At 71.4% G+C, this 18268-nt stretch carries 18 protein-coding genes; 8 read left to right on the plus strand and 10 right to left on the minus strand.

From position 1 onward, the window contains the following. Positions 1 to 216: 216 nt before the first annotated feature. The 7 genes from HBH26_RS06100 to HBH26_RS06130 all read left to right on the plus strand — a co-directional run bounded on the left by HBH26_RS06100 (position 217) and on the right by HBH26_RS06130 (position 9398). Positions 217 to 1125: a hypothetical protein gene (locus HBH26_RS06100; protein ID WP_168133713.1), complete on the plus strand. Its 909-nt coding sequence runs from the start codon at positions 217 to 219 to the stop codon at positions 1123 to 1125. An 11-nt stretch (positions 1126 to 1136) separates the two neighbouring features. Next, the gene (locus HBH26_RS06105; RefSeq protein ID WP_338057268.1) at positions 1137 to 1601 is read left to right on the plus strand and encodes a hypothetical protein; all 465 of its coding nucleotides are present in this window, start codon (positions 1137 to 1139) and stop codon (positions 1599 to 1601) included. Between the two features lie 44 nt (positions 1602 to 1645). Beyond that, positions 1646 to 2782, plus strand: coding sequence for a DUF11 domain-containing protein (locus HBH26_RS06110; RefSeq protein ID WP_168133715.1), 1137 nt, complete (start codon positions 1646 to 1648; stop codon positions 2780 to 2782). 70 nt (positions 2783 to 2852) lie between these two features. Further along, positions 2853 to 7844, plus strand: coding sequence for a DUF11 domain-containing protein (locus HBH26_RS06115; RefSeq protein ID WP_168133716.1), 4992 nt, complete (start codon positions 2853 to 2855; stop codon positions 7842 to 7844). An 8-nt stretch (positions 7845 to 7852) separates the two neighbouring features. Then, entirely contained in the window at positions 7853 to 8362 is a 510-nt protein-coding gene (locus tag HBH26_RS06120) for a hypothetical protein (RefSeq protein WP_168133717.1), read from the plus strand. Between the two features lie 11 nt (positions 8363 to 8373). Further along, positions 8374 to 8955 carry a PilZ domain-containing protein gene (locus tag HBH26_RS06125; protein WP_168133718.1) on the plus strand — a complete coding sequence of 194 codons (582 nt, stop codon included), beginning with the start codon at positions 8374 to 8376 and terminating at the stop codon, positions 8953 to 8955. Further along, the gene (locus tag HBH26_RS06130) at positions 8952 to 9398 is read left to right on the plus strand and encodes a hemerythrin domain-containing protein (RefSeq protein ID WP_168133719.1); all 447 of its coding nucleotides are present in this window, start codon (positions 8952 to 8954) and stop codon (positions 9396 to 9398) included. Before HBH26_RS06125 ends, HBH26_RS06130 begins: the two co-directional genes overlap by 4 nt. Here the strand turns inward: HBH26_RS06130 and HBH26_RS06135 are convergent. The 3 genes from HBH26_RS06135 to HBH26_RS06145 form a co-directional block, all read right to left on the minus strand. Beyond that, positions 9385 to 9789, minus strand: a complete 405-nt coding sequence (locus HBH26_RS06135) for a hemerythrin domain-containing protein (protein ID WP_168133720.1) — start codon at positions 9787 to 9789, stop codon at positions 9385 to 9387. The two genes, HBH26_RS06130 and HBH26_RS06135, sit on opposite strands and share 14 nt — an antisense overlap. A 75-nt stretch (positions 9790 to 9864) precedes the next feature. Then, entirely contained in the window at positions 9865 to 10278 is a 414-nt protein-coding gene (locus HBH26_RS06140; RefSeq protein WP_338057269.1) for a response regulator, read from the minus strand. Then, positions 10275 to 10898 carry a response regulator transcription factor gene (locus HBH26_RS06145; RefSeq protein ID WP_338057270.1) on the minus strand — a complete coding sequence of 208 codons (624 nt, stop codon included), beginning with the start codon at positions 10896 to 10898 and terminating at the stop codon, positions 10275 to 10277. Before HBH26_RS06145 ends, HBH26_RS06140 begins: the two co-directional genes overlap by 4 nt. 226 nt (positions 10899 to 11124) lie before the next feature. On the opposite strand from HBH26_RS06145, the gene HBH26_RS06150 reads away from it, so the two are divergent. Further along, positions 11125 to 11649, plus strand: a complete 525-nt coding sequence (locus tag HBH26_RS06150; protein ID WP_168133722.1) for a hypothetical protein — start codon at positions 11125 to 11127, stop codon at positions 11647 to 11649. Here the strand turns inward: HBH26_RS06150 and HBH26_RS06155 are convergent. Genes HBH26_RS06155 through cyoA form a run of 7 tightly spaced genes read right to left on the minus strand, consistent with a single transcriptional unit; the run spans position 11629 to position 18229 of the window. Then, positions 11629 to 12156: a response regulator transcription factor gene (locus HBH26_RS06155; RefSeq protein ID WP_168133723.1), complete on the minus strand. Its 528-nt coding sequence runs from the start codon at positions 12154 to 12156 to the stop codon at positions 11629 to 11631. The genes HBH26_RS06150 and HBH26_RS06155 overlap by 21 nt on opposite strands. Positions 12157 to 12158: 2 nt before the next feature. Further along, a complete protein-coding gene (locus tag HBH26_RS06160) occupies positions 12159 to 13418 on the minus strand; it encodes an ATP-binding protein (RefSeq protein WP_338057271.1) in 1260 nt (419 codons plus the stop codon). Beyond that, positions 13415 to 14098, minus strand: a complete 684-nt coding sequence (locus HBH26_RS20395) for an SURF1 family protein (RefSeq protein WP_338057272.1) — start codon at positions 14096 to 14098, stop codon at positions 13415 to 13417. The genes HBH26_RS06160 and HBH26_RS20395 overlap by 4 nt, the downstream gene beginning before the upstream one ends. Positions 14099 to 14103: 5 nt before the next feature. Further along, positions 14104 to 14484 carry a cytochrome o ubiquinol oxidase subunit IV gene (gene cyoD, locus HBH26_RS06165; protein WP_168133725.1) on the minus strand — a complete coding sequence of 127 codons (381 nt, stop codon included), beginning with the start codon at positions 14482 to 14484 and terminating at the stop codon, positions 14104 to 14106. Beyond that, positions 14481 to 15104 carry a cytochrome o ubiquinol oxidase subunit III gene (cyoC, locus tag HBH26_RS06170; RefSeq protein WP_168133726.1) on the minus strand — a complete coding sequence of 208 codons (624 nt, stop codon included), beginning with the start codon at positions 15102 to 15104 and terminating at the stop codon, positions 14481 to 14483. Before cyoC ends, cyoD begins: the two co-directional genes overlap by 4 nt. Positions 15105 to 15107: 3 nt before the next feature. Then, a complete protein-coding gene (gene cyoB, locus HBH26_RS06175) occupies positions 15108 to 17117 on the minus strand; it encodes a cytochrome o ubiquinol oxidase subunit I (RefSeq protein WP_209308362.1) in 2010 nt (669 codons plus the stop codon). Between the two features lie 5 nt (positions 17118 to 17122). Further along, positions 17123 to 18229: a ubiquinol oxidase subunit II gene (cyoA, locus tag HBH26_RS06180; protein ID WP_168133727.1), complete on the minus strand. Its 1107-nt coding sequence runs from the start codon at positions 18227 to 18229 to the stop codon at positions 17123 to 17125. Positions 18230 to 18268: the final 39 nt, after the last annotated feature.

Raw genomic sequence — 18268 nt, forward strand, 5'->3', positions numbered from 1 at the left:
CGCGTCCCATCTCCCCTGTCGACCAGCGAACCGGCTTCCCCACCGATTCGATCCGGTCCTGCTGCAACGTCCGTAAGCGTCCGTTCGATCCGAAGTTATTCAACGCTCCTAATACGTTGGTCTAAGCAGGAGGACTAGGGGGCCGTCCCGCAGCCATTGCTTAACCCTGCCGGCCGCTGATCGATCGCAGCATTAGCGCGAAGGGGATCGGCGACGATGGGCATGGGGCGGACGACACGTGGGAGCCGGCATTTCGCCGCCACCGCGCTGGCGTGCGCCCTCGTGCCGGCAAGCCAGGCCGCCGCCGCCTCGACGCCCGCCGGACAGGTGATCCGCAACGTCGCCACGCTGACGCTCGGCACGCAGCAGCAGCAGGTCGCCAGCAACGAGGTGACGCTGACCGTCGCGCACGTGGTCGACGTTGCCGTGGCCGCGGTGGTGGCGTCGCGACCGCAGGCGGACGTGGCGCGTGAGGAGGTGCCCTTTGTCGTGCGCAACACCGGCAACGCGGCCGAGCGCTACCGCCTGTCCGCCGCGGCGACCCCCGCTGGCGTTTCCGTCGTCGAGCTGGCGGCCGAGGGCCTGACGGACGGCGAGATCGTGCTGGCGGCCGGCGAGGAGCGTCGCGTCACCGTTGCGCTGGCCGGGGTGCGCGATGCGGCCGGCGACGCGACGGTCACGCTCACCGCCACGGCCGCGACCGGCCACGGCGCGCCGGGTACGCCGGTGGGCGACGCGGTGATCGGCGCGGGCGGGGCGAGCGCGTCGGCGCGCGCGGTGCTGACCCGCGGCACCGGCGCGCTGTCGCCGGGCGCCGCGCCAACGCTGTCGAAGTCGCAGAGCGTCGCCGCGCCCGACGGGTCGGCTCGCCCGGTCAGCGGCGCGATCGTCACCTATCGGCTGGAGGCCGCGTTCCCGGTCGACACGCCTGCGGTCTCGATCGACGACGCCATTCCGGCGGGGACCGTCTTCGTGCCGGGCAGCGTGACGCTGGACGGCGCGGCGCAGAGCGATGCCGCCGACGCCGATGCCGCCCGCTTCGACGGCACCGCCGTGCGCGTCGCCATGGGCGACCAGCCCGGCGGCGCTACCCGCATCGTCCGCTTCCAGGTCCGCATCAAATGAGGAGGTTTGTCGTGTCCCCCCTTCGTCCGTTCACGGCGCTCGCCCTGGCGGCGGCCGTCCTTCCCGCCGCCGCGCGGGCGTCCGGGCCGCTGGAAGTCGCGTCCAGCGTGCTGGTGGAGGCGCGCAGCCGCGCCGCCGACGGCACCACGCGCGTCGCGCTGGTGCCGGCACGCCGGATCGTGCCCGGCGACCGCGTGACGGTGGTGCTGGCGTATCGCAACACCGGCGCGCGCCCGATCGCCGACGTGGCCTTCGACAATCCGGTGCCGGCGGGCCTCTCCTATCGCGCGCCGGCGCCGGGATCGGCCGCGCCGGAGGTGTCGGCGGACGGGCGCAGCTACGCCCCGCTCGCCGGACTGCGCGTCGGCATGCGCGCCGCCACCGGCGACGACGTGCGCCACGTCCGCTGGCGGCTCGACCGCCCGATCCCCGCCGGCGCCAGCGGCCGGCTCGCCTTCACCGCGGTGCTGCGGTGATCTTCGCCAACTTCCCTCCGTCACGTCGAAAGGAACCCCCCGTCATGTTCGCTCGAAGGGCGCTGGCCGTGCTGACGGCCGGCACCGCCATGTCCGCGCTGGCCACCCCGGCCGACGCGCAATCCGCCGCGGCGCAGACCGCCGCCGGCACGGTGGTGAACAACACCGCCGCGGTCACGTACAGCGTGAACGGCACGCAGCAGACCACCAGCTCCACCACCGCGACCTTTGTGGTGGACCGCAAGGTGAACTTCACCCTGGCCGTCGACCAAGTCGGCTTCACGCAGGTGAACCTGGGGCAGCAGAATGCGGTCACGACGTACAAGGTCACCAATCTGACCAACGCGGCACAGGACTTCCTGCTCGATCCCGACCAGCAGAACATCTCGCTCGGGATCCTGCCCGGAACGGACAATTTCGACATCGCCGGGATGAAGGCCTACGTCGATTCGAACGGCAACGGGGTCTACGACGCCGGGGTCGATACGAAGGAGTACATCGACGAGCTGGCGCCCGACGCCTCTGCGACGGTCTTCATCGTGGGCAACGTGCCGACCAGCGCGTCGGCGAACCTGGCGTTCGTGTCGCTGCACGTCATCGCGGCGGAGGGTGGCGCGTCGGGCACGAAGGGGGCGGCGCTGATCGCCACCGACCTGAACCTCGCCAACGCGGACAGCACCGTGGACGTGGTCTTCGCCGACGACGATACGGACGGCACGCTGTACCTGGGCGATATCGCGCGCAACGGGCAAGGGCGCGTCTATTCCGGCTACGAGGTCGGCACGCGCAACGTCGCGCTGACCGTCGCCAAGTCGGCGAAGATCCTGTCCGACGGCGTCAACCTCGTCAATCCGAAGGCGCTGCCCGGGGCCACGGTGGAATATTGCCTGCGCGTGTCGAACGCCACGCTGACCGCGGCGGCGGACGGCGTGACGCTGACCGACGCGCTGCCGGCGCACACCACCTACGTGCCGGGATCGATCTCCATCGGCACGCCCGGCCTGCTCGGCGTCGCGTGCGTCGTGTCCGGTTCGGCCGAGGACGACGACGCGAACGACGCGGGCGAGACCGACGGCGCGACCGCCTCCTACGACACGGCCAGCCGCACGCTGAGCGCGCGGCTCGACCGGGTCGGCGGCGGCGGCGCCACGGCGGTGGCGTTCCGCGTGACCATCGACTGACCCCATCCCTCCTGAACGAGGAGCGATCCCCTCCGGCGCGTGTCCCCCTCGCGCCGGAGGCGGTAACCCTATGCCCGTCGTCCGTCCCTTCCTGCTCGCCCTCGCCGGCATCGCCGCCGTCGCCGCCTCCGCGGCGGCGCAGCAGGTCGCGCGCGTGGAGAACACGGCGACCCTGTCCTACGGCGCGTCCGACGCGCGCCGCACCGTCGCGTCGAACACCGTCGCGCTCGACCTGTCGCGGGCGAAGAAACCGACGACGCTGAGCTTCCGCATGCCCGCGCCCGGCGCGCAGCTGCCCGGCACCACGTGCGAGACCAGCCCCACGCTGCGCTACACCCCCGCGCCGATCGACCAGGCGATGCTGGCGAGCGCGCAGCGGATCGCAGCCATCGACGGGCAGCAGCCGATCATCATGGTGCTGGAGAACGAGGGCGGCAACCGCGACCCCGCCGTGCGCGAGACCTCCACCGTCACCGTCTCCTCCACCCACTTCAAGCTGGCGCTGCCGCTGCTGGAGACCGGGCCCGACACCGGCGTGTTCGCCGGCGGCATCCCCGCGCCCGGCACCAATCCGCAGAACGCCGCCTGCGACCCGCGGCTGGAGCGCGGCGCGTGGGTCACCGCGTCCTTCACCGAGGATGAGTTCAGCCTCGCTTCCAGCATCAGCCTGCTGATCGATCCGCTGGGCGAGGTGTTCGATTCCGCCACCGGCGCGCTGATCGACGGCGCGCGCGTGACGCTGCTGGACGACGATGACCGGCCCGCCGACGTGTTCGGCGACGACGGTGTCAGCCGCTATCCTTCCACCGTCGTCAGCGGCGCGTCGGCCACCGACGCCAGCGGGCGCGTCTATCCGTTCACGCAGGGGCATTACCGCTTTCCGCTGGTGGCACCGGGCCGCTACCACCTGAAGATCGAGCCGCCCGCCGGCTATACCGCGCCGTCCACGCGCAGCCAGGAGGAACTCGCCCGGCTGCGCGATCCGCGCGGGCGCAGCTTCATCGTGAACGACGCGTCGTTCGGCGCAGCCTTCCCGCTGCTGACGCCAGAGCCCTTCTTCTCCGACATCCCGCTCGACCGGCAGGGCGAGACGCGGCTGCTGGTGACGAAGACCGCGTCCGTGCGCGAGGCATCGCCGGGCGATTTCGTGCAGTATCGCGTCACTGTCGCCAATCGCGGCGACACGCCCGCGCGCGACGTGCGCGTCACCGACATCCTGCCGCGCGGTCTGCGCTACGAGCGCGGGTCGGCGCGGGGCGCGGGGACGCCGGAGATCGCGGCGGACGGGCGGACGCTCGCCTTCACCGTGGCGCAGATCGCGCCGCGCGCCACGCAGGAATTGAGCTACGTCGTCTCCGTCGTGCCCGGCGCGCCGCCTGGCGAGGCGGTGAACCGCGTGCTCGCGTCAGGCGCCGACGGCGCCACGGGGAACGAGGCGGCGGCGTCGGTGCGGCTGCGCCCGCTGCTGTTCACCGACGGCTTCACCGTGCTCGGCCGCGTGACCGAGGGCGCGTGCGGCGACGCCGACGCGCACCGTCGCGGGGTGCCGGGTATCCGCATCCTGTTGGAGGACGGCACCTACGTCGTCACCGACAAGGACGGCCTGTACCATATCGAGGGCGTGCGCCCCGGCCGCCACGTCGTGCAGATGGACGAGGCGACGATCCCGGCGAGCCATGCCGCGCAAACCTGCGGCGGCGACACGCGCGACGCCGGCTCCGCGCTGTCCCGCTTCGTCGAGAGCGACGGCGGATTGGTGAAGCGCGCCGACTTCCGCCTGGAGCTGACCGGCCGCCCCGCGGTGGCCGCCGAGGCGGAGGCGCCCGGCGACGACGCACGGGCGGCGGGCGACCGCGACTGGTTTGCGGGTCAGGCGCCGGGCGTGGCGCTGCTGTTCCCGCACATGGACCACAACCCGCGCGCGCCCGCGATCCGCGTGGTGGTGAAGCACCGACCGGGGCAGCGCGTCGCGCTGACGATCGACGGTCGGCCCAGCGACCCGCTCGCCTTCGACGCGACCGATACCGATCCCACGGGCACGATCGCGATCTCACGGTGGAGCGGCATTCCCCTGGTGGAGGGCGACAATCGGCTGGAGGCGCGGGTGCTGAACGCCGACGGCGGCTTGGCGGAGACGCTGACCCGCACCGTCCACGCGGCGGGCGCGCCGGCGCAGGCGGTGGTCGTGCCTGCGCTCAGCCGGCTCGCCGCCGACGGCGTCACCGCACCGCGCATCGCCGTCCGGCTGACCGATCGCGCCGGCCGTCCGGTGCGCTCGGGGACAGTGGTGCCCTTCGAGGTCTCGGCGCCCCATGCCGCCGCCACCGACGCCGCGCTGGACCAGACCCGCGCCGCCTCCGGCAACGCGGCGCTGGCGACCGCGCGCGTCGTCGGCGACGATGGCATCGCGCTGCTGACGCTGCGCCCCACCGCGCAGGCGGGGGCGGCACGCGCCAGCCTGACACTCGCCGACGAGAAGGGGGCACACCGCGTCGATGTGCGCGCCTGGCTGGTGCCCGCGGCGAAGACCTGGACGGTGGTCGGCTTCGGCGCCGGCACGCTGGGCTACGACGTCCTGAACAAGCACGGGCGCTCGCTGCCGTGGTATTCGCGCGGGAAGATCGTGTCCGACGGCCAGCTGGCGCTCTACGCGAAGGGTCGCGTGAAGGGCGAGTGGCTGGCGACGATCGCCTATGACAGCGACCGCTCGCGCGACCGGACGCGCGGCCGGCTCGGCACGATCGATCCCGACCGCTACTACACCGTCTACGGCGACAACACGCGCCAGGGCCAGGACGCCGCGACCGAGCGCAAGCTGTACCTGCGGCTGGAACGGCGCGAGCTGGTGGCGCTGCTGGGCGATTACGAGACCGGCTTCACCGACACGCAGCTCGGCCGCTACAACCGCACGCTGAACGGTGCGAAGGTCGCCTACGAGGGGCGCCACGTCAGCGTCACCGCCTTCGCGGCGAACAGCGACGAGCTGTACGGGCGCGACGAGATCGCCGGCAACGGCCTTTCCGGCCCGTACCGCCTGTCCGTGCGCGACATCGTGCCGAACACCGACAAGCTGCGGATCGAGGTGCGCGACCGCTACCGTTCGGAACTGATCGTCTCGTCCACGGCGATGGTGCGCCACATTGACTACGACATCGATGCGGAGATGGGCACGATCCGCTTCCGCGAGCCGGTGCTGAGCCGCGACGCCAACCGGAATCCGGTCTTCATCGTCGTCGATTACGAGACCTACGGCGCCGCCCGCCGTCGCGTCGCGGGCGTGCGCGCCGCCGCGCGCACGGTGGACGGGCGCGGGGAAGTCGGCGTCACCGCGCTGCATGACCAGGCGCTGTCCGACGCGTCGCTGATCGCGGTCGACGCCCGCGCCCGCCTGTCCGGCGCGACCACGCTGCGCGTCGAGGCGGCGACCGGCGGACGGCGCGGCTTGCAGGCGGGGCAGGCGTGGCTGGTCGAGGCGGAGCATCACGGGCCGGGCGTCGACCTCCTCGGCTACGCGCGCCAGCAGGACGCGGGCTTCGGCGTCGGCCAGCAGAACGGGGTGGAGGCGGGCAGCCGCAAGATCGGCGTGGACGGGCGCGTCGCGCTGACCGATCGACTGTCCGTCACCGGCACGGCGTGGCGCCAGGACCAGTTCCTGACCGGCGCGGCGCGCACCGCCGCCGACGTGCGCGCCGAGTGGCGCCGTGCCGCCGGCACCGCCTTCGCCGGCGTGCAGCTGGCGACCGATCGCGGGCAGGACGGCGGTGACCGGACCTCCAACCTGTTGACGCTGGGCGGCACGCAGGCGCTGCTCGCCGGGCGGCTGACGCTGGGCGCGCAGACGCAGCTGGCGCCCGGCGGTTCGAAAGACAGCGTCGACTTTCCCGTCCGCCACCAGCTGACCGCCGCCTACCGCCTGACACCCGGCGTGCGCCTGATCGGCGGATACGAGATCGCCGACGGCAGCGGCTTCACGACGCAGACCGCGCAGCTGGGCTTCGACCTCGCCCCCTGGTCCGGCGCGAAGCTGACGAGCACGATCAACCGCCAGGCCGCGGCGGAGCAGGCGGTGGCGAGCGAAGACGGGATGCGTACCTTCGCGCAATACGGGCTGACGCAGTCGCTGCCGCTCGGCCCGCGCTGGACGATCGACGCGACGCTGGACGCCGCCAGCACGCTGCGCGGTCGCCTGCCCGAGGGCGCGCGCGTCACCGCCTTTCAGCCCGCGGCGACCGGCGGCGCGCTGACCCGCGACGGCACCAACGAGGATTTCGCCGCGCTGACGCTGGGCGCCAGCTATCGCGGGCCGGACTGGTCGTGGAACGGGCGGGCCGAGTGGCGCGCCGCTGACAGCGGCGATCGCCTGGGCCTGACCAGCAACCTGCTGCGTACGCTGGGCGACGGGAAGACGATCGCCTCCGCGCTGCGCTGGTACGAGGCGCGGCAGCAGGGGGGCACCACCGCGCGTTTCGCCAGCGCGGACCTGTCGATGGCGTGGCGCCCGCTCGACAGCCGCTGGTCGCTGCTTGACCGCGTGCAGCTGCGCCACGAGCGCGCCGACGCGGGCTTCGCCGGCCGCAACCCGCTGGGCGGCATCGGCTACGCCACGGGCGCGGGCGCGCAGGACAGCTTCCGCGTCCTCGGCAATGTCGCGGTCAACTATCGCAGCGAGGCGGAGCGCGCGCGGCGCGGCTGGGAGGCGACGCTCTACTACGGCGCCAAATGGGTCGACGGCAGCTTCGGCGGCGACGATTTCGCCGGCTACACCGACGCGGTCGGCTTCGATGTCCGGCGCGCGCTGGGGCGCCGGATCGACGTGGGCGCGCAGGGGTCGGTGCAGCACAGCTGGTCGCGCGGCACGCTGGCCTATGCCGCCGGTCCGGTGATCGGGCTGTCCCCCGGGGGCGACCTGTGGCTGACCGCCGGCTACAACCTGTCCGGCTATCGCGACCGCGACGTGGCGGAGGATCGCTACACCCGCGCCGGCCCGTTCCTGACGCTGCGGATGAAGTTCGACCAGCGCGACGTCGGCACTGCCGCGCGCCGGCTGGGGGCAGGGCGGTGAGGGGGCCGTTGCTCCCCGCGATCCTGCTCGCGCTGCCCGCCACGGCGGCGGCCGATCCGCTGACGATCACGAAGACCGCGACGGTCGTCTCCGATCCGCTGGGCAACGCGTTGCCCAGATCGCTGCCCGGATCGATCGTCGACTACCGCACCCGCGCCACCAATCCGCTGGCGAACGCGCTGAAGACGGTGGCGGGCGTGAAGCTGGAGGAGCCGCTGCCGGCGAACACCGTCCTCTACGTCGGCGACCTCGCCGGCGCGGGGAAGGGGCCGGTCGAATTCGCCGACGGCAACCTGCTCGGCACCGGGCTGCTGTCGAGCGGGCTGACCTACAGCTATTCCTCGCTCGCCGCGCCGGGCGACGGACTGGAATTCTCCGACGGGACCAGCTGGTCCTACGTGCCCGTGCCCGACGCGGCCGGCTACGACGCGCGCATCCGCGCCGTTCGCGTCACGCTGGGCGCCAGCTTCGCCGCCACCGCTTCCTTCCAGCTCCGCTACCGCGTGAAGATCCGTTGAGGACACCGACGATGACCGCACTCCTTCGCCATCCGCCCTCGCTCCCCGACCTGCCGCCGGAGCGCCGCAGCCACGTGCGCCAGCGCACCTGCTTCGCCGTGGGCAAGCTGACCGAGCACGGGTCTGAGCGGGTGTGCATCGTGCGCAACCTGTCCGACCAGGGCGTCGGCATCGAGCTGGACGCGCCGCCGGCGCCCGGTGCACGCGTGCGGATCGAGGCGCGCTCGCTGGAGCCGGCGGACGCCACCGTGATCTGGTCGCGCGACCGGCTGGCGGGGTTGCGGCTCGACGTGCCGGTGCTGGCCCCGCCGGCGGACCAGCGCCCGCGCAGCCCGCGCTTCACCTTCGCGCGCAACGCGCGACTGATCGTCGACGATCAGCTGATCGACGCGCCGCTGCGCGACATCGCGCTCGGCGGCGCGCGCATCGGGCGGACGCTGCCGGCGCGGACGGGCACCTTGCTGGTGCTGCTGGTCGGCGAGCTGTCGCTGACGGGGCGGCTTTGCTGGCAGGACGGCGGCGCGGCGGGCATCCGCTTCACGCGCCCGCTCGCCGCGCGAGAGCTCGCCGCGCTCCTGGAGGCGGCGCGATGAGCTACCAGCGGCTGATGCAGGACCATGCGACGATCGAGGCGCTGATCGCCGACCTGCTCCACGCGACGGCTGGGGAAGCGCACCCGGCGCGCGCCAGCGCCCTGCTGGAGCGGCTGGCGGTCGTGGTGCGCGATCACCGTGCCCGGGAGGGCGCGGTGCTGCGCGCGACGATGGAGAGCGCGGCGGGAGACCGGCACGCCGCGACGGCGGTGGCGGCGATGCACGACGTCGGCGAGCTGGAAGAGGACTGGTCGCAGTATCTCTACCGCTGGTCGCCCGACGCCGTGGCCGGACAATGGCCGCTGTTCTGCCGGGTGACGGCGGTCATGATGCCCATGGTCCGCGCCGAGCTGGCGCGCGAGGCGGGCATCCTCTACTCCCTGGCCGTCCACCTGGGTGTGCTGGCGGCGGTTGAGGCGCCCTCGTCGCTCACGCCGCCATGACGGGGAACAGCGCGCTCTCCTCATAGGCCATGCGCCGCCGCAGCCGCCGCGCCAGCAGCCGCGCTTCCGACCGGTAGCGCGGCCATTCGGCGTGGATGCGCGACGGCGTCCAGCCGGCCATGTGGCTGGCGAGATCCGCATCCAGCGCGCGGTCCAGCCCCTGGTAGAGCGCGCCGCCGCGCAGCTTCGTCATGACGCCGGGATAGGCGGTGCGCTCCACCGCCAGGTGCATTGCCAGCTCGCGCACCAGCGCCCAGCGCAGGCGGGAGAAGGCCATGTCGGTCGGCGCCTGCGCGCCGTCGAAATAGACCTCGAGCTGGTCCAGCGTCGCGCGGACGTGGTCGTGGTCGTCGCGCAAACGGTCGGTCAGGTGGCGTTGCGGGTGCTCCATGACCCGACGCTCGGCAATCGAGGTTGACGAGTTCTTGCCTGACCCCGCCCATGCGGCCGGCGTGCGACCAACGTCTTACGCCTGCGCGACCTTCGCCTGTCCCAGCTGCCGCCGGATCTCGGCGGGAAGCGTCAGCGGATCGAACGGCTTCACGATCACCCCCGCCGCGCCGCGCGCGCGATAGGCGTCGAGGTCCGCCTCGCGACCGCGCGCGGTCACGAAGATCACCGGCACGTCGCGGGTCTCCCCGCGCTCGCGCATCTCCTCCGCCAGCGCCATCCCGCCCATCCCCGGCATCATCACGTCGACCAGCGCGGCGTCGAACTGCGGCTCTGCGCGCAGCAGTTCCAGCGCCTCCTCGCCCGACCCGGCGAAGCGCGCGTCGATCGCGCCGTCCAGCCGCAGCGACAGCGCGACGATGTGCCGAATGTCGGCATCGTCGTCGACGTAGAGCAGTCGCAGGGCAGGTGGCGATGCCGCGCCCGTCACGACGCACCCTCCTGCGCGCTGCGCAGCAGCGGCCCGGCGGCGAGCAGCGCCTGCGCGCGGTTGGTGACGCCCATCTTCCGGAACACGGCGGTCAGGTGCGCCTTCACCGTGGCTTCGGTGATGCTGAGGTCATAGGCGATCTGCTTGTTCGAGCGGCCGTCGGCGAGCGCGAGCAGCACCGCATATTGCGCCTTGGACAGCGTGGCGATCTGCGCGCGCGCGGCGGCGATCAGCGGATCGGGCGCGACGTTCGATGGAAAGTGCGTCCGTCCCGCCAGCACCTCGCGAAGGATGCCGGCGATCGTGTCGAGCGGCTGGCTCTTGAACAGGAAGCCCGCCGCGCCCAGCGCCTTTGCCGCCTCGATCAGATGCGACTGCTCGTGCGCGGTGACGATCACGATCGGCGTCGCCGGTGCGTATTGCTGCAACTGGAGCATTCCGGCGTAGCCGTGCGAATCGGGAAGCGCGAAGTCGAGCAGGATCAGCCGGTAGGGCGTCAACCGGCTGAGCAGCGGCACCGCCTCGGCCACCGTCCCCGCGGTGTCCACCTGCACACCGGGCAGCGCCGCGCGCGCCGCCAGCGACAGTCCCTCCCGCGTCAGCGGGTGGTCGTCCGTCACGAGAATACGTGCTCCCCCCACGATGCAACCGCCTCCCCTGCTGCCTCGTTCATAACATAAATCGGTCAGGCCACTTTACCATGCGAAACCGATCCCGCTAGTCGAAGCTTGAGCAAAACAAATGAAAAACAATGGTGTAGTCCTTGTGGTCGCATCATCGGACGGTGCGGCGGCCATCACGACTCTGGCCCATGGGTTTTCGGACTGGCGGGTCGAGCTGGCTGACGTGGAGACGTGCTGCGCCGCCGATGTCGCGGCGTGCACGCCGGACCTGCTGGTCGTGCACGGCGCCGCGTCGCTCGTTGCCGCGGTTCGTGCGCTCGACGGTCCGACGGCGCGCGTGCCCGTCGTCGTCGTCGCCGCGGCTGGGGTGGAGGGAGCCGACGAACACCTGCGGGAAATCGGCCCCGTGGAGGCGGGAGTACTGGCGCGGCGATGGACGCCGCAGCCACTGCCCGACCTCGACCGGCTGGCGGCGGCGCTGGGCGCGGAGGAGATCCGGCGGCTCGCGAGCGGCCTGCGAGACCAGTTGGTCGTCGCGCTGAAGGGACTGGACGACGACGGCGGCGACCCCGCGCTCGCGCACCGCGTGGCGGGCTTCGCCGGGATGCTGGGGCTCGGCGCCCTGGGACAGCGCTGGAACGCGGTGTCGCATGGTGCGCGCGACGGCATCCCCGCGCTGCGCATCGACACGCGGCGCGCCATCGCGGCGCTCGATCGCGCCGTGGCCTCACCAATGCCGCTTGTCTAGCTTTCGCGCCAGCGTGCGGCGATGCAGCCCCAGCCGCCGCGCCGCCTCGGAGATGTTGAAATCCGTGTCCACCAGCGTCTGGTGGATGGTCTCCCATTCCAGCGTGCGGATCGACGTGGGGCGGGTGGCGAGGTCGGTGGCCGCATCACCCTCCACCCGCTCGAACGCCGCCTCGATGTCGTCGGTATTGGCGGGCTTCGTCAGGTAGTTGGTCGCGCCCAGCTTGATCGCCTCCACTGCGGTGGCGATGCTGGCGAAGCCGGTCAGCACCACGATCCGTGTCGTCGCATCCGCCTCGTGCAGCAGGCGGATGCACGTGAGGCCGGAGGCGCCGCCCAGCCGCAGGTCGACCAGCGCGTGCGTCGGTGCGAACCGTGCCGCGGTGTCGGCCAGCCCCTCGGGCGAGGGGAGCAGTTCGACGGCGTAGCCGCGCCGCTCGAACGATCGCGCCAGCGTCTTCGCCAGCACGGCGTCGTCCTCCACGATCAGCAGGCGGCGCGGCTCCATCGTCAATCCTCCAGCGCGAGCGCGGCGAACGGCAGCCGCAGTGTCACCACCGCGCCGCCGGCGGCGCGGTTGCGCGCCTCCAGCGTGCCGCCCAGCTGGCGCAGCACATTGCTGGAAAGGAACAGGCCCAGCCCCGCGCCGCGCCGCGTCTTCGTGCTGTTGTAGGGGCGACCGACCGAGGCCAGCATCTCGGCCGGAAAGCCCGGCCCGTCGTCGGCGGCGTGGATGACGAGGTCGTCGTCCTCGCGTTCGACCGTCAGCACCACATGTGCCGCCCCCGCCTCCGCCGCATTGTCGACCAGGTTGGACAGCGCCTGGCCCAGGGCGCGGTCGGCGACGATGGCGACGTCGCCGACGCGGTTCTCGATCGTGATCGGCCCGCGTGTGCCCGTTGCGATGCCGGACAGGAAGCGGGCGAGGGTGGTGCGCTCGGGCGCCTCGCCCGTCACCTCCCCCGCGGCGAAGAGGATGCCGGCGACGATCTCCTTGCAGCGCGCCACCTCCGCCTGCATCTCCGCCACCTCGGCGGCCAGCGCGGGATGGTCGCGCACCGTGGCGTCGCCGCGCCAGTCGCCCAGCACGATCGACAGCGAGGCGAGCGGCGTGCCCAGTTCGTGCGCGGCGCCGCTGGCGAGCAGGCCCATGCGCACGATCTGCTCCTCCTCGCCCGCGCGCTGGCGCAGCACCGCCAGCCGCGCGTCGCGGTCGCGCAGGTTGCGCGCGATCCGCGTCGTGAACGTGACCAGCAGCACCGCCGCCAGCGTGTAGTTGAACCAGCCCGCCAGCACGTGCGGCGGGGACAGCGTGCTCGCCATGCCTTCCGGCAGCGCCAGCGGCGGGGCGAGCAGCGCCAGCGCGGCGAAGGCGAGGCTGGTGAGCACCACCAGCGTCCAGCTCGCCCACGCCTCCAGCAGCACCGCGCCCAGCACGACCTGCAGCAGGTAGAGCGAGACGAAGGGATTGGTCGCGCCGCCGCTCAGCCACAATTGCCCGGTCAGGCCGGCGACATCGATCAGCAGCGTGGCCAGCAGCGCCTGCTGCGTCGCGGGCCAGCGTCGCCGCGTCAGCATCGCGGCCAGGTTCAGCCCGGCGAGCAGCGCCACGATGGCCAGCATCGGTGTCAGCGGCAGCGCGACGTCGAGCAAGAGGCGCACGGACAGGATGGTCGCCAGCTGCCCGGCGACCGCGAGCCAGCGCAACTGTACCAGCAGCCACAGGTTGCGCCGCGTCGCCTCGTCGCCGACGGGTCGACGCGCCGTCACGCTGCCCCCTCGCGTCGCAGCGCCCGCCAGGCGAGGATCGCGACGAGCGCGGCGAGTGCGAACCAGGTGAGCGCGTAGACGAGGTGGTTGTCGGCGAAGCGCACCACCGTCATGCCGCCGCGGGGCCAGCCCGCGCCGGCGGCATCGGCGTCGATGAAATAGGGCGCCGCATCGCCCAAGCCGCCGGCTCGCGCGATCGCGGCGACGTCGCGCGAGTACCAGCGGCCCGCGGCGGGATCGTTGCTGCGCAGGAACGCGCCGCCCGGCTCGCTGACGCGCAGCAGTCCGGTGACGAAGCGCGCGGAAGGCGGGGCGATCCGCGCGCGTTCCGCCGCGGGAACGAAGCCGCGGTTGACCAGCACGGTCCAGCCCGCCGCCGTGTCGAACGGCGTCACCACCCAATAGCCGCCGCCCAGCGCGGTCACCGCCTGCACCAGCACGTCCGCGCGGGCGCGGTAGCGCCCATCGGCGCGGACGCGGGTGTAGGCGTCTCCGGCGTCGATCGTGCGCCACGCCGCCGGACCCGGCGCGGTGACCGGGGCTGCGGCCAGGCGGCGCTCCACCTGCGCGACCAGCGCGTGCTTCCATGCGCGCCGCTCGACCTGCCAGATCCCGAGCGCCAGCAGCACGGCCACCGCCGCCAGCGCCGCCGCGACGGCGACCCCGCGGCGCCGGCGCACGGCGGCTACATCCCGCCCGACATGTCGCCCATGCCCGGCATCATGTTGGCGTTCATGTGGTACATCACCCACAACGATCCCGTCAGCGCGATGACGACGACGATGACGGTGAAGATCAGCGCCATCATGGTCCAGCCGTTCTCCGACTTGGTGTTCATGTGGAGGAAGTAGACCATGTGGACGAGGATCTGCACCACGGCGAAGACCATGCAGATGCCGGCCGCGGTCTGCGGCCCGACGATCCCGTCCGCCATCACGATCGCGAACGGCACGGCCGTCAGCAGGACGGAGAGCGCGAAGCCGATCAGGTAGGATTTGCGCGTGCCGTGCGGTGCGCCGCCGTCGTGGTCCGCGGCCGCTCCATGGGCGTCGTGATGGGCGCTCATCGCAGCACTCCGAGCAGGTAGACGAAGGTGAACACGCCGATCCAGATCACATCGAGGAAGTGCCAGAACAGCGACAGGCATTGCAGCCGGCGGACGTTGGCGGGGATCAGCCCGCCGCGCGCCACCTGCACCATCAGCACCGCGAGCCAGACCAGGCCGAAGGTGACGTGCAGACCGTGCGTGCCCACCAGCGTGAAGAAGGAGGAGAGGAAGGCGGAGCGCTGCGGTCCCGCGCCCTCGTGCAGCAGGTGGCTGAACTCGTAGAGCTCGATCCCGAGGAACGCCGCGCCGAACACCGCGGTCGCCGCCAGCCAGCCCAGCGTCGCGCCGCGCCGGTCCTCGTCGCTGGCGATCATGGCCAAGCCGTAGGTCAGCGAGGAGAACAGCAGCATCGCGGTATTCACCGCGACCAGCTTCAGGTCGAACAGCTCCTTGGGCGTCGGCCCCCCGGCATAGGCCGAGCCGTAGACGCCCCAGGCCGCGAACAGCATCGCGAAGATGAGGCAGTCGCTCATCAGGTAGAGCCAGAAGCCCAGCATCGTGCTGCCGCCCGCGGGATGCTCGTGCGGGTCGAGATCGTAGAAGGCGGGCGCCTCGGTGCCTGCGGCCGTCGTCGCCATGGCTCAGGCCTCCGCCGGCTTCGTCGACGCGAGGCTGTGCGTCCGCGCATCCTCGACGCGCGCCACCTCCTCGGCCGGGATGTGGTAGTCGCCGTCGTAGTCGAAGCTGTGCCAGATCGCGAAGCCGACGATCCCGGCAAAGGCGAGGATCGCGAGCCACCACATATACCAGATCATCGCCAGCGCGGTGACCGCGGACAGCCCGGCGAGGACGACGCCCGCTGCGGTGTTCTTCGGCATGTGGATGTCCCGGAAGCCGCCCACGGGGCGCTCGGCCTCGCGGCTCTTCATGTCGTACCAGGCGTCGAGATCGTGGACGACCGGCGTGAAGGCGAAATTATACTCCGGCGGCGGGGAGGAGGTCGCCCATTCCAGCGTGCGCCCACCCCACGGATCGCCGGTCACGTCGCGCAGCCGCTCGCGGTCGCGCACGCTGACGTAGAGCTGGATCAGCAGCGCCAGGATGCCCATCGCGATGATCGCCACGCCGATGCCCGCGATGACGAACCAGATCTGCAGCGACGGATCCTCGAAGTGGCGCAGCCGCCGCGTCACGCCCATCAGGCCGAGGATGTAGAGCGGCGTGAACGCCACCCAGAAGCCGACCACCCAGCACCAGAAGCTGATCGTGCCCCAGCGCTTGTCCAGCGTGTAGCCGAATGCCTTGGGCCACCAGTAATTGATGCCCGCGAACATCCCGAACAGCACGCCGCCGATGATGACGTTGTGGAAATGCGCGACGAGGAACAATGAGTTGTGCAGCACGAAGTCCGCCGGCGGCACCGCCAGCAGCACGCCCGTCATACCGCCGATGACGAACGTCAGCATGAAGGCGATCGTCCACATCATCGGCAGTTCGAAGCGGATGCGCCCCTTGTACATCGTGAACAGCCAGTTGAAGATCTTGGCCCCCGTCGGGATCGAGATGATCATCGTCGTGATGCCGAAGAAGGAATTGACGCTCGCGCCTGATCCCATCGTGAAGAAATGGTGCAGCCACACGAGATAGGCCAGGATCGTGATGACCAGCAGCGCGTAGACCATCGACGTGTAGCCGAACAGGCGCTTGCCGGTGAAGGTCGACGTCACCTCGCTGAACACGCCGAACGCCGGCAGGATCAGGATGTAGACCTCCGGATGCCCCCAGATCCAGATCATGTTCACGTACATCATCGGGTTGCCGCCCAGCGTGTTCGTGAAGAAGTTGGTGCCGACGTAGCGGTCGAGGCTGAGCATCGCCAGCACCGCGGTCAGGATGGGGAAGGCGGCGACGATGAGCACGTTGGTGGTCAGCGCCGACCAGGTGAAGATCGGCATCTTCATCAGCGTCATACCCGGCGCGCGCATCTTCACGATGGTCGCGATCAGGTTGACGCCGGAAAGCAAGGTGCCCACGCCCGCCACCTGGAGCGCCCATATGTAGTAATCGACGCCGACGTCGGGTGAGTAGTCGAGCCCCGACAACGGCGCCATCGCCAGCCAGCCGGTCCGCGCGAACTCGCCGACGAAGAGGCTCGCCATCACGATCACCGCGCCGGCCGTCGTCATCCAGAAGCTGAAATTGTTGAGAAACGGGAAGCTGACGTCGCGCGCGCCGATCTGCAGCGGGACGACGTAGTTCATCAGGCCGGTGACGAACGGCATCGCCACGAAGAAGATCATGATGACGCCGTGCGCGGTGAAGATCTGGTCGTAATGGTGCGCGTTGAGGTAGCCCTCGTTCCCGCCGAAGGCCATTGCCTGCTGCAACCGCATCATGATCGCGTCGGCGAAGCCGCGCAGCAGCATGACGAGGCCGAGCACCATATACATGATGCCGATCTTCTTGTGGTCCACGCTGGTGAACCAGTCGCGCCACAGCCAGCCCCACAGCTTGAAGTAGGTGAGCGCGCCGACCAGCGCGACGCCGCCCAGCGCCACCATCGCGAAGGTCGCGATCAGGATCGGTTCGTGGATCGGGAAGCTCTCCAGCGTCAGGCGGCCGAAGATGGTCTTCAATAAGGTGTCGGACATGATGCTCAGCTCAGGCCGGAGACCGGGCGCCCGGGGAGGGCGTGCGGATCGAGGCGGGTCATGTTGCGGTTGCTGCCGTCATCCTCGGGAGAGGCGTTGCCGGCAGGCTGGCCATGGGGGGCGGACATGTGCGGGCTGCTGCCCTTCTCGCCCGGCTCCTTCTGCAGCGCGCCCTCGGGACGGCCGGGCTGCGCCGGGCGATTGTTGACGGGAGGATGCGTGCCATGACCCATCGTGTCGCCCATGCAGGCCTGGCCCGGGCGCACGCACATCTGCACGGCGCGCTCGAAGAGTCGCGGCTCAATCGCGGCGAAGCGGAGGGTCGGCACCTTCTCGCTCGGCCGCTCCAGCGTCAGATAGGCGCGCGTGTCCAGCCGCTGTCCGCCCCCCTTCACCGCCGCGACCCAGCGGTCGAACCCGGTCGAGTCCATCGCCAGCGTGGGAAAGCGCATGTCGGAGAAGCCGGCGCCGGAATAGTTGGCGGACGCGCCCTCGAACCGGCCGGGCCGGTTCAGCACGGCGTGCAGCTTCGTCTCCATGCCGGGCATGGTGTAGATCATGCCGGCCATCGCGGGCACGTAGAAGGTGTTCATCACCGAGGAGGAGGTGAGGCGGAAGCGCACCTGGCGATCGACCGGCACGACCAGCTCGTTCACCGTCGCGATGCCCTGCTCGGGATAGATGAACAGCCATTTCCAGTCGAGCGAGACGACCTGCACCTCCAGCGGGCGCTGCCCCGCCGGCACCGGCTTGCCCGCCGCCAGCCGGCTGAGCGGACGGTAGGGATCGAGCGTGTGCGTCGCCACCCAGGTGAGCGCGCCCAGTGCGATGATGATGAGTAGCGGCGCGGACCAGATCACCAGCTCCAGACCGGTCGAATGGTCCCAGTCGGGCTTGTACTCCGCGTCGCGGTTCGTCGCGCGGTATCGCCACGCGAACAGCACCGTCAGCACCATCACCGGCACGATGATGAGGAGCATGAGGAAGGTCGACCACAGGATCAGGTTCGCCTGCTGGCGCGCCACATCACCGGCGGGATTCATCACGACCCAGTCGCAGCCGGCCAGGGCCGGGAGCGCGAGAAGCGGGAGGGCACGGAGGAAGCGAGTCATGACAGCAGCCAGCTAGTCCTCGTTGTGCACCTGCGAAAT

The sequence above is a fragment of the Sphingomonas corticis genome, assembly GCF_012035195.1.
GTDB lineage: Bacteria > Pseudomonadota > Alphaproteobacteria > Sphingomonadales > Sphingomonadaceae > Sphingomonas > Sphingomonas corticis.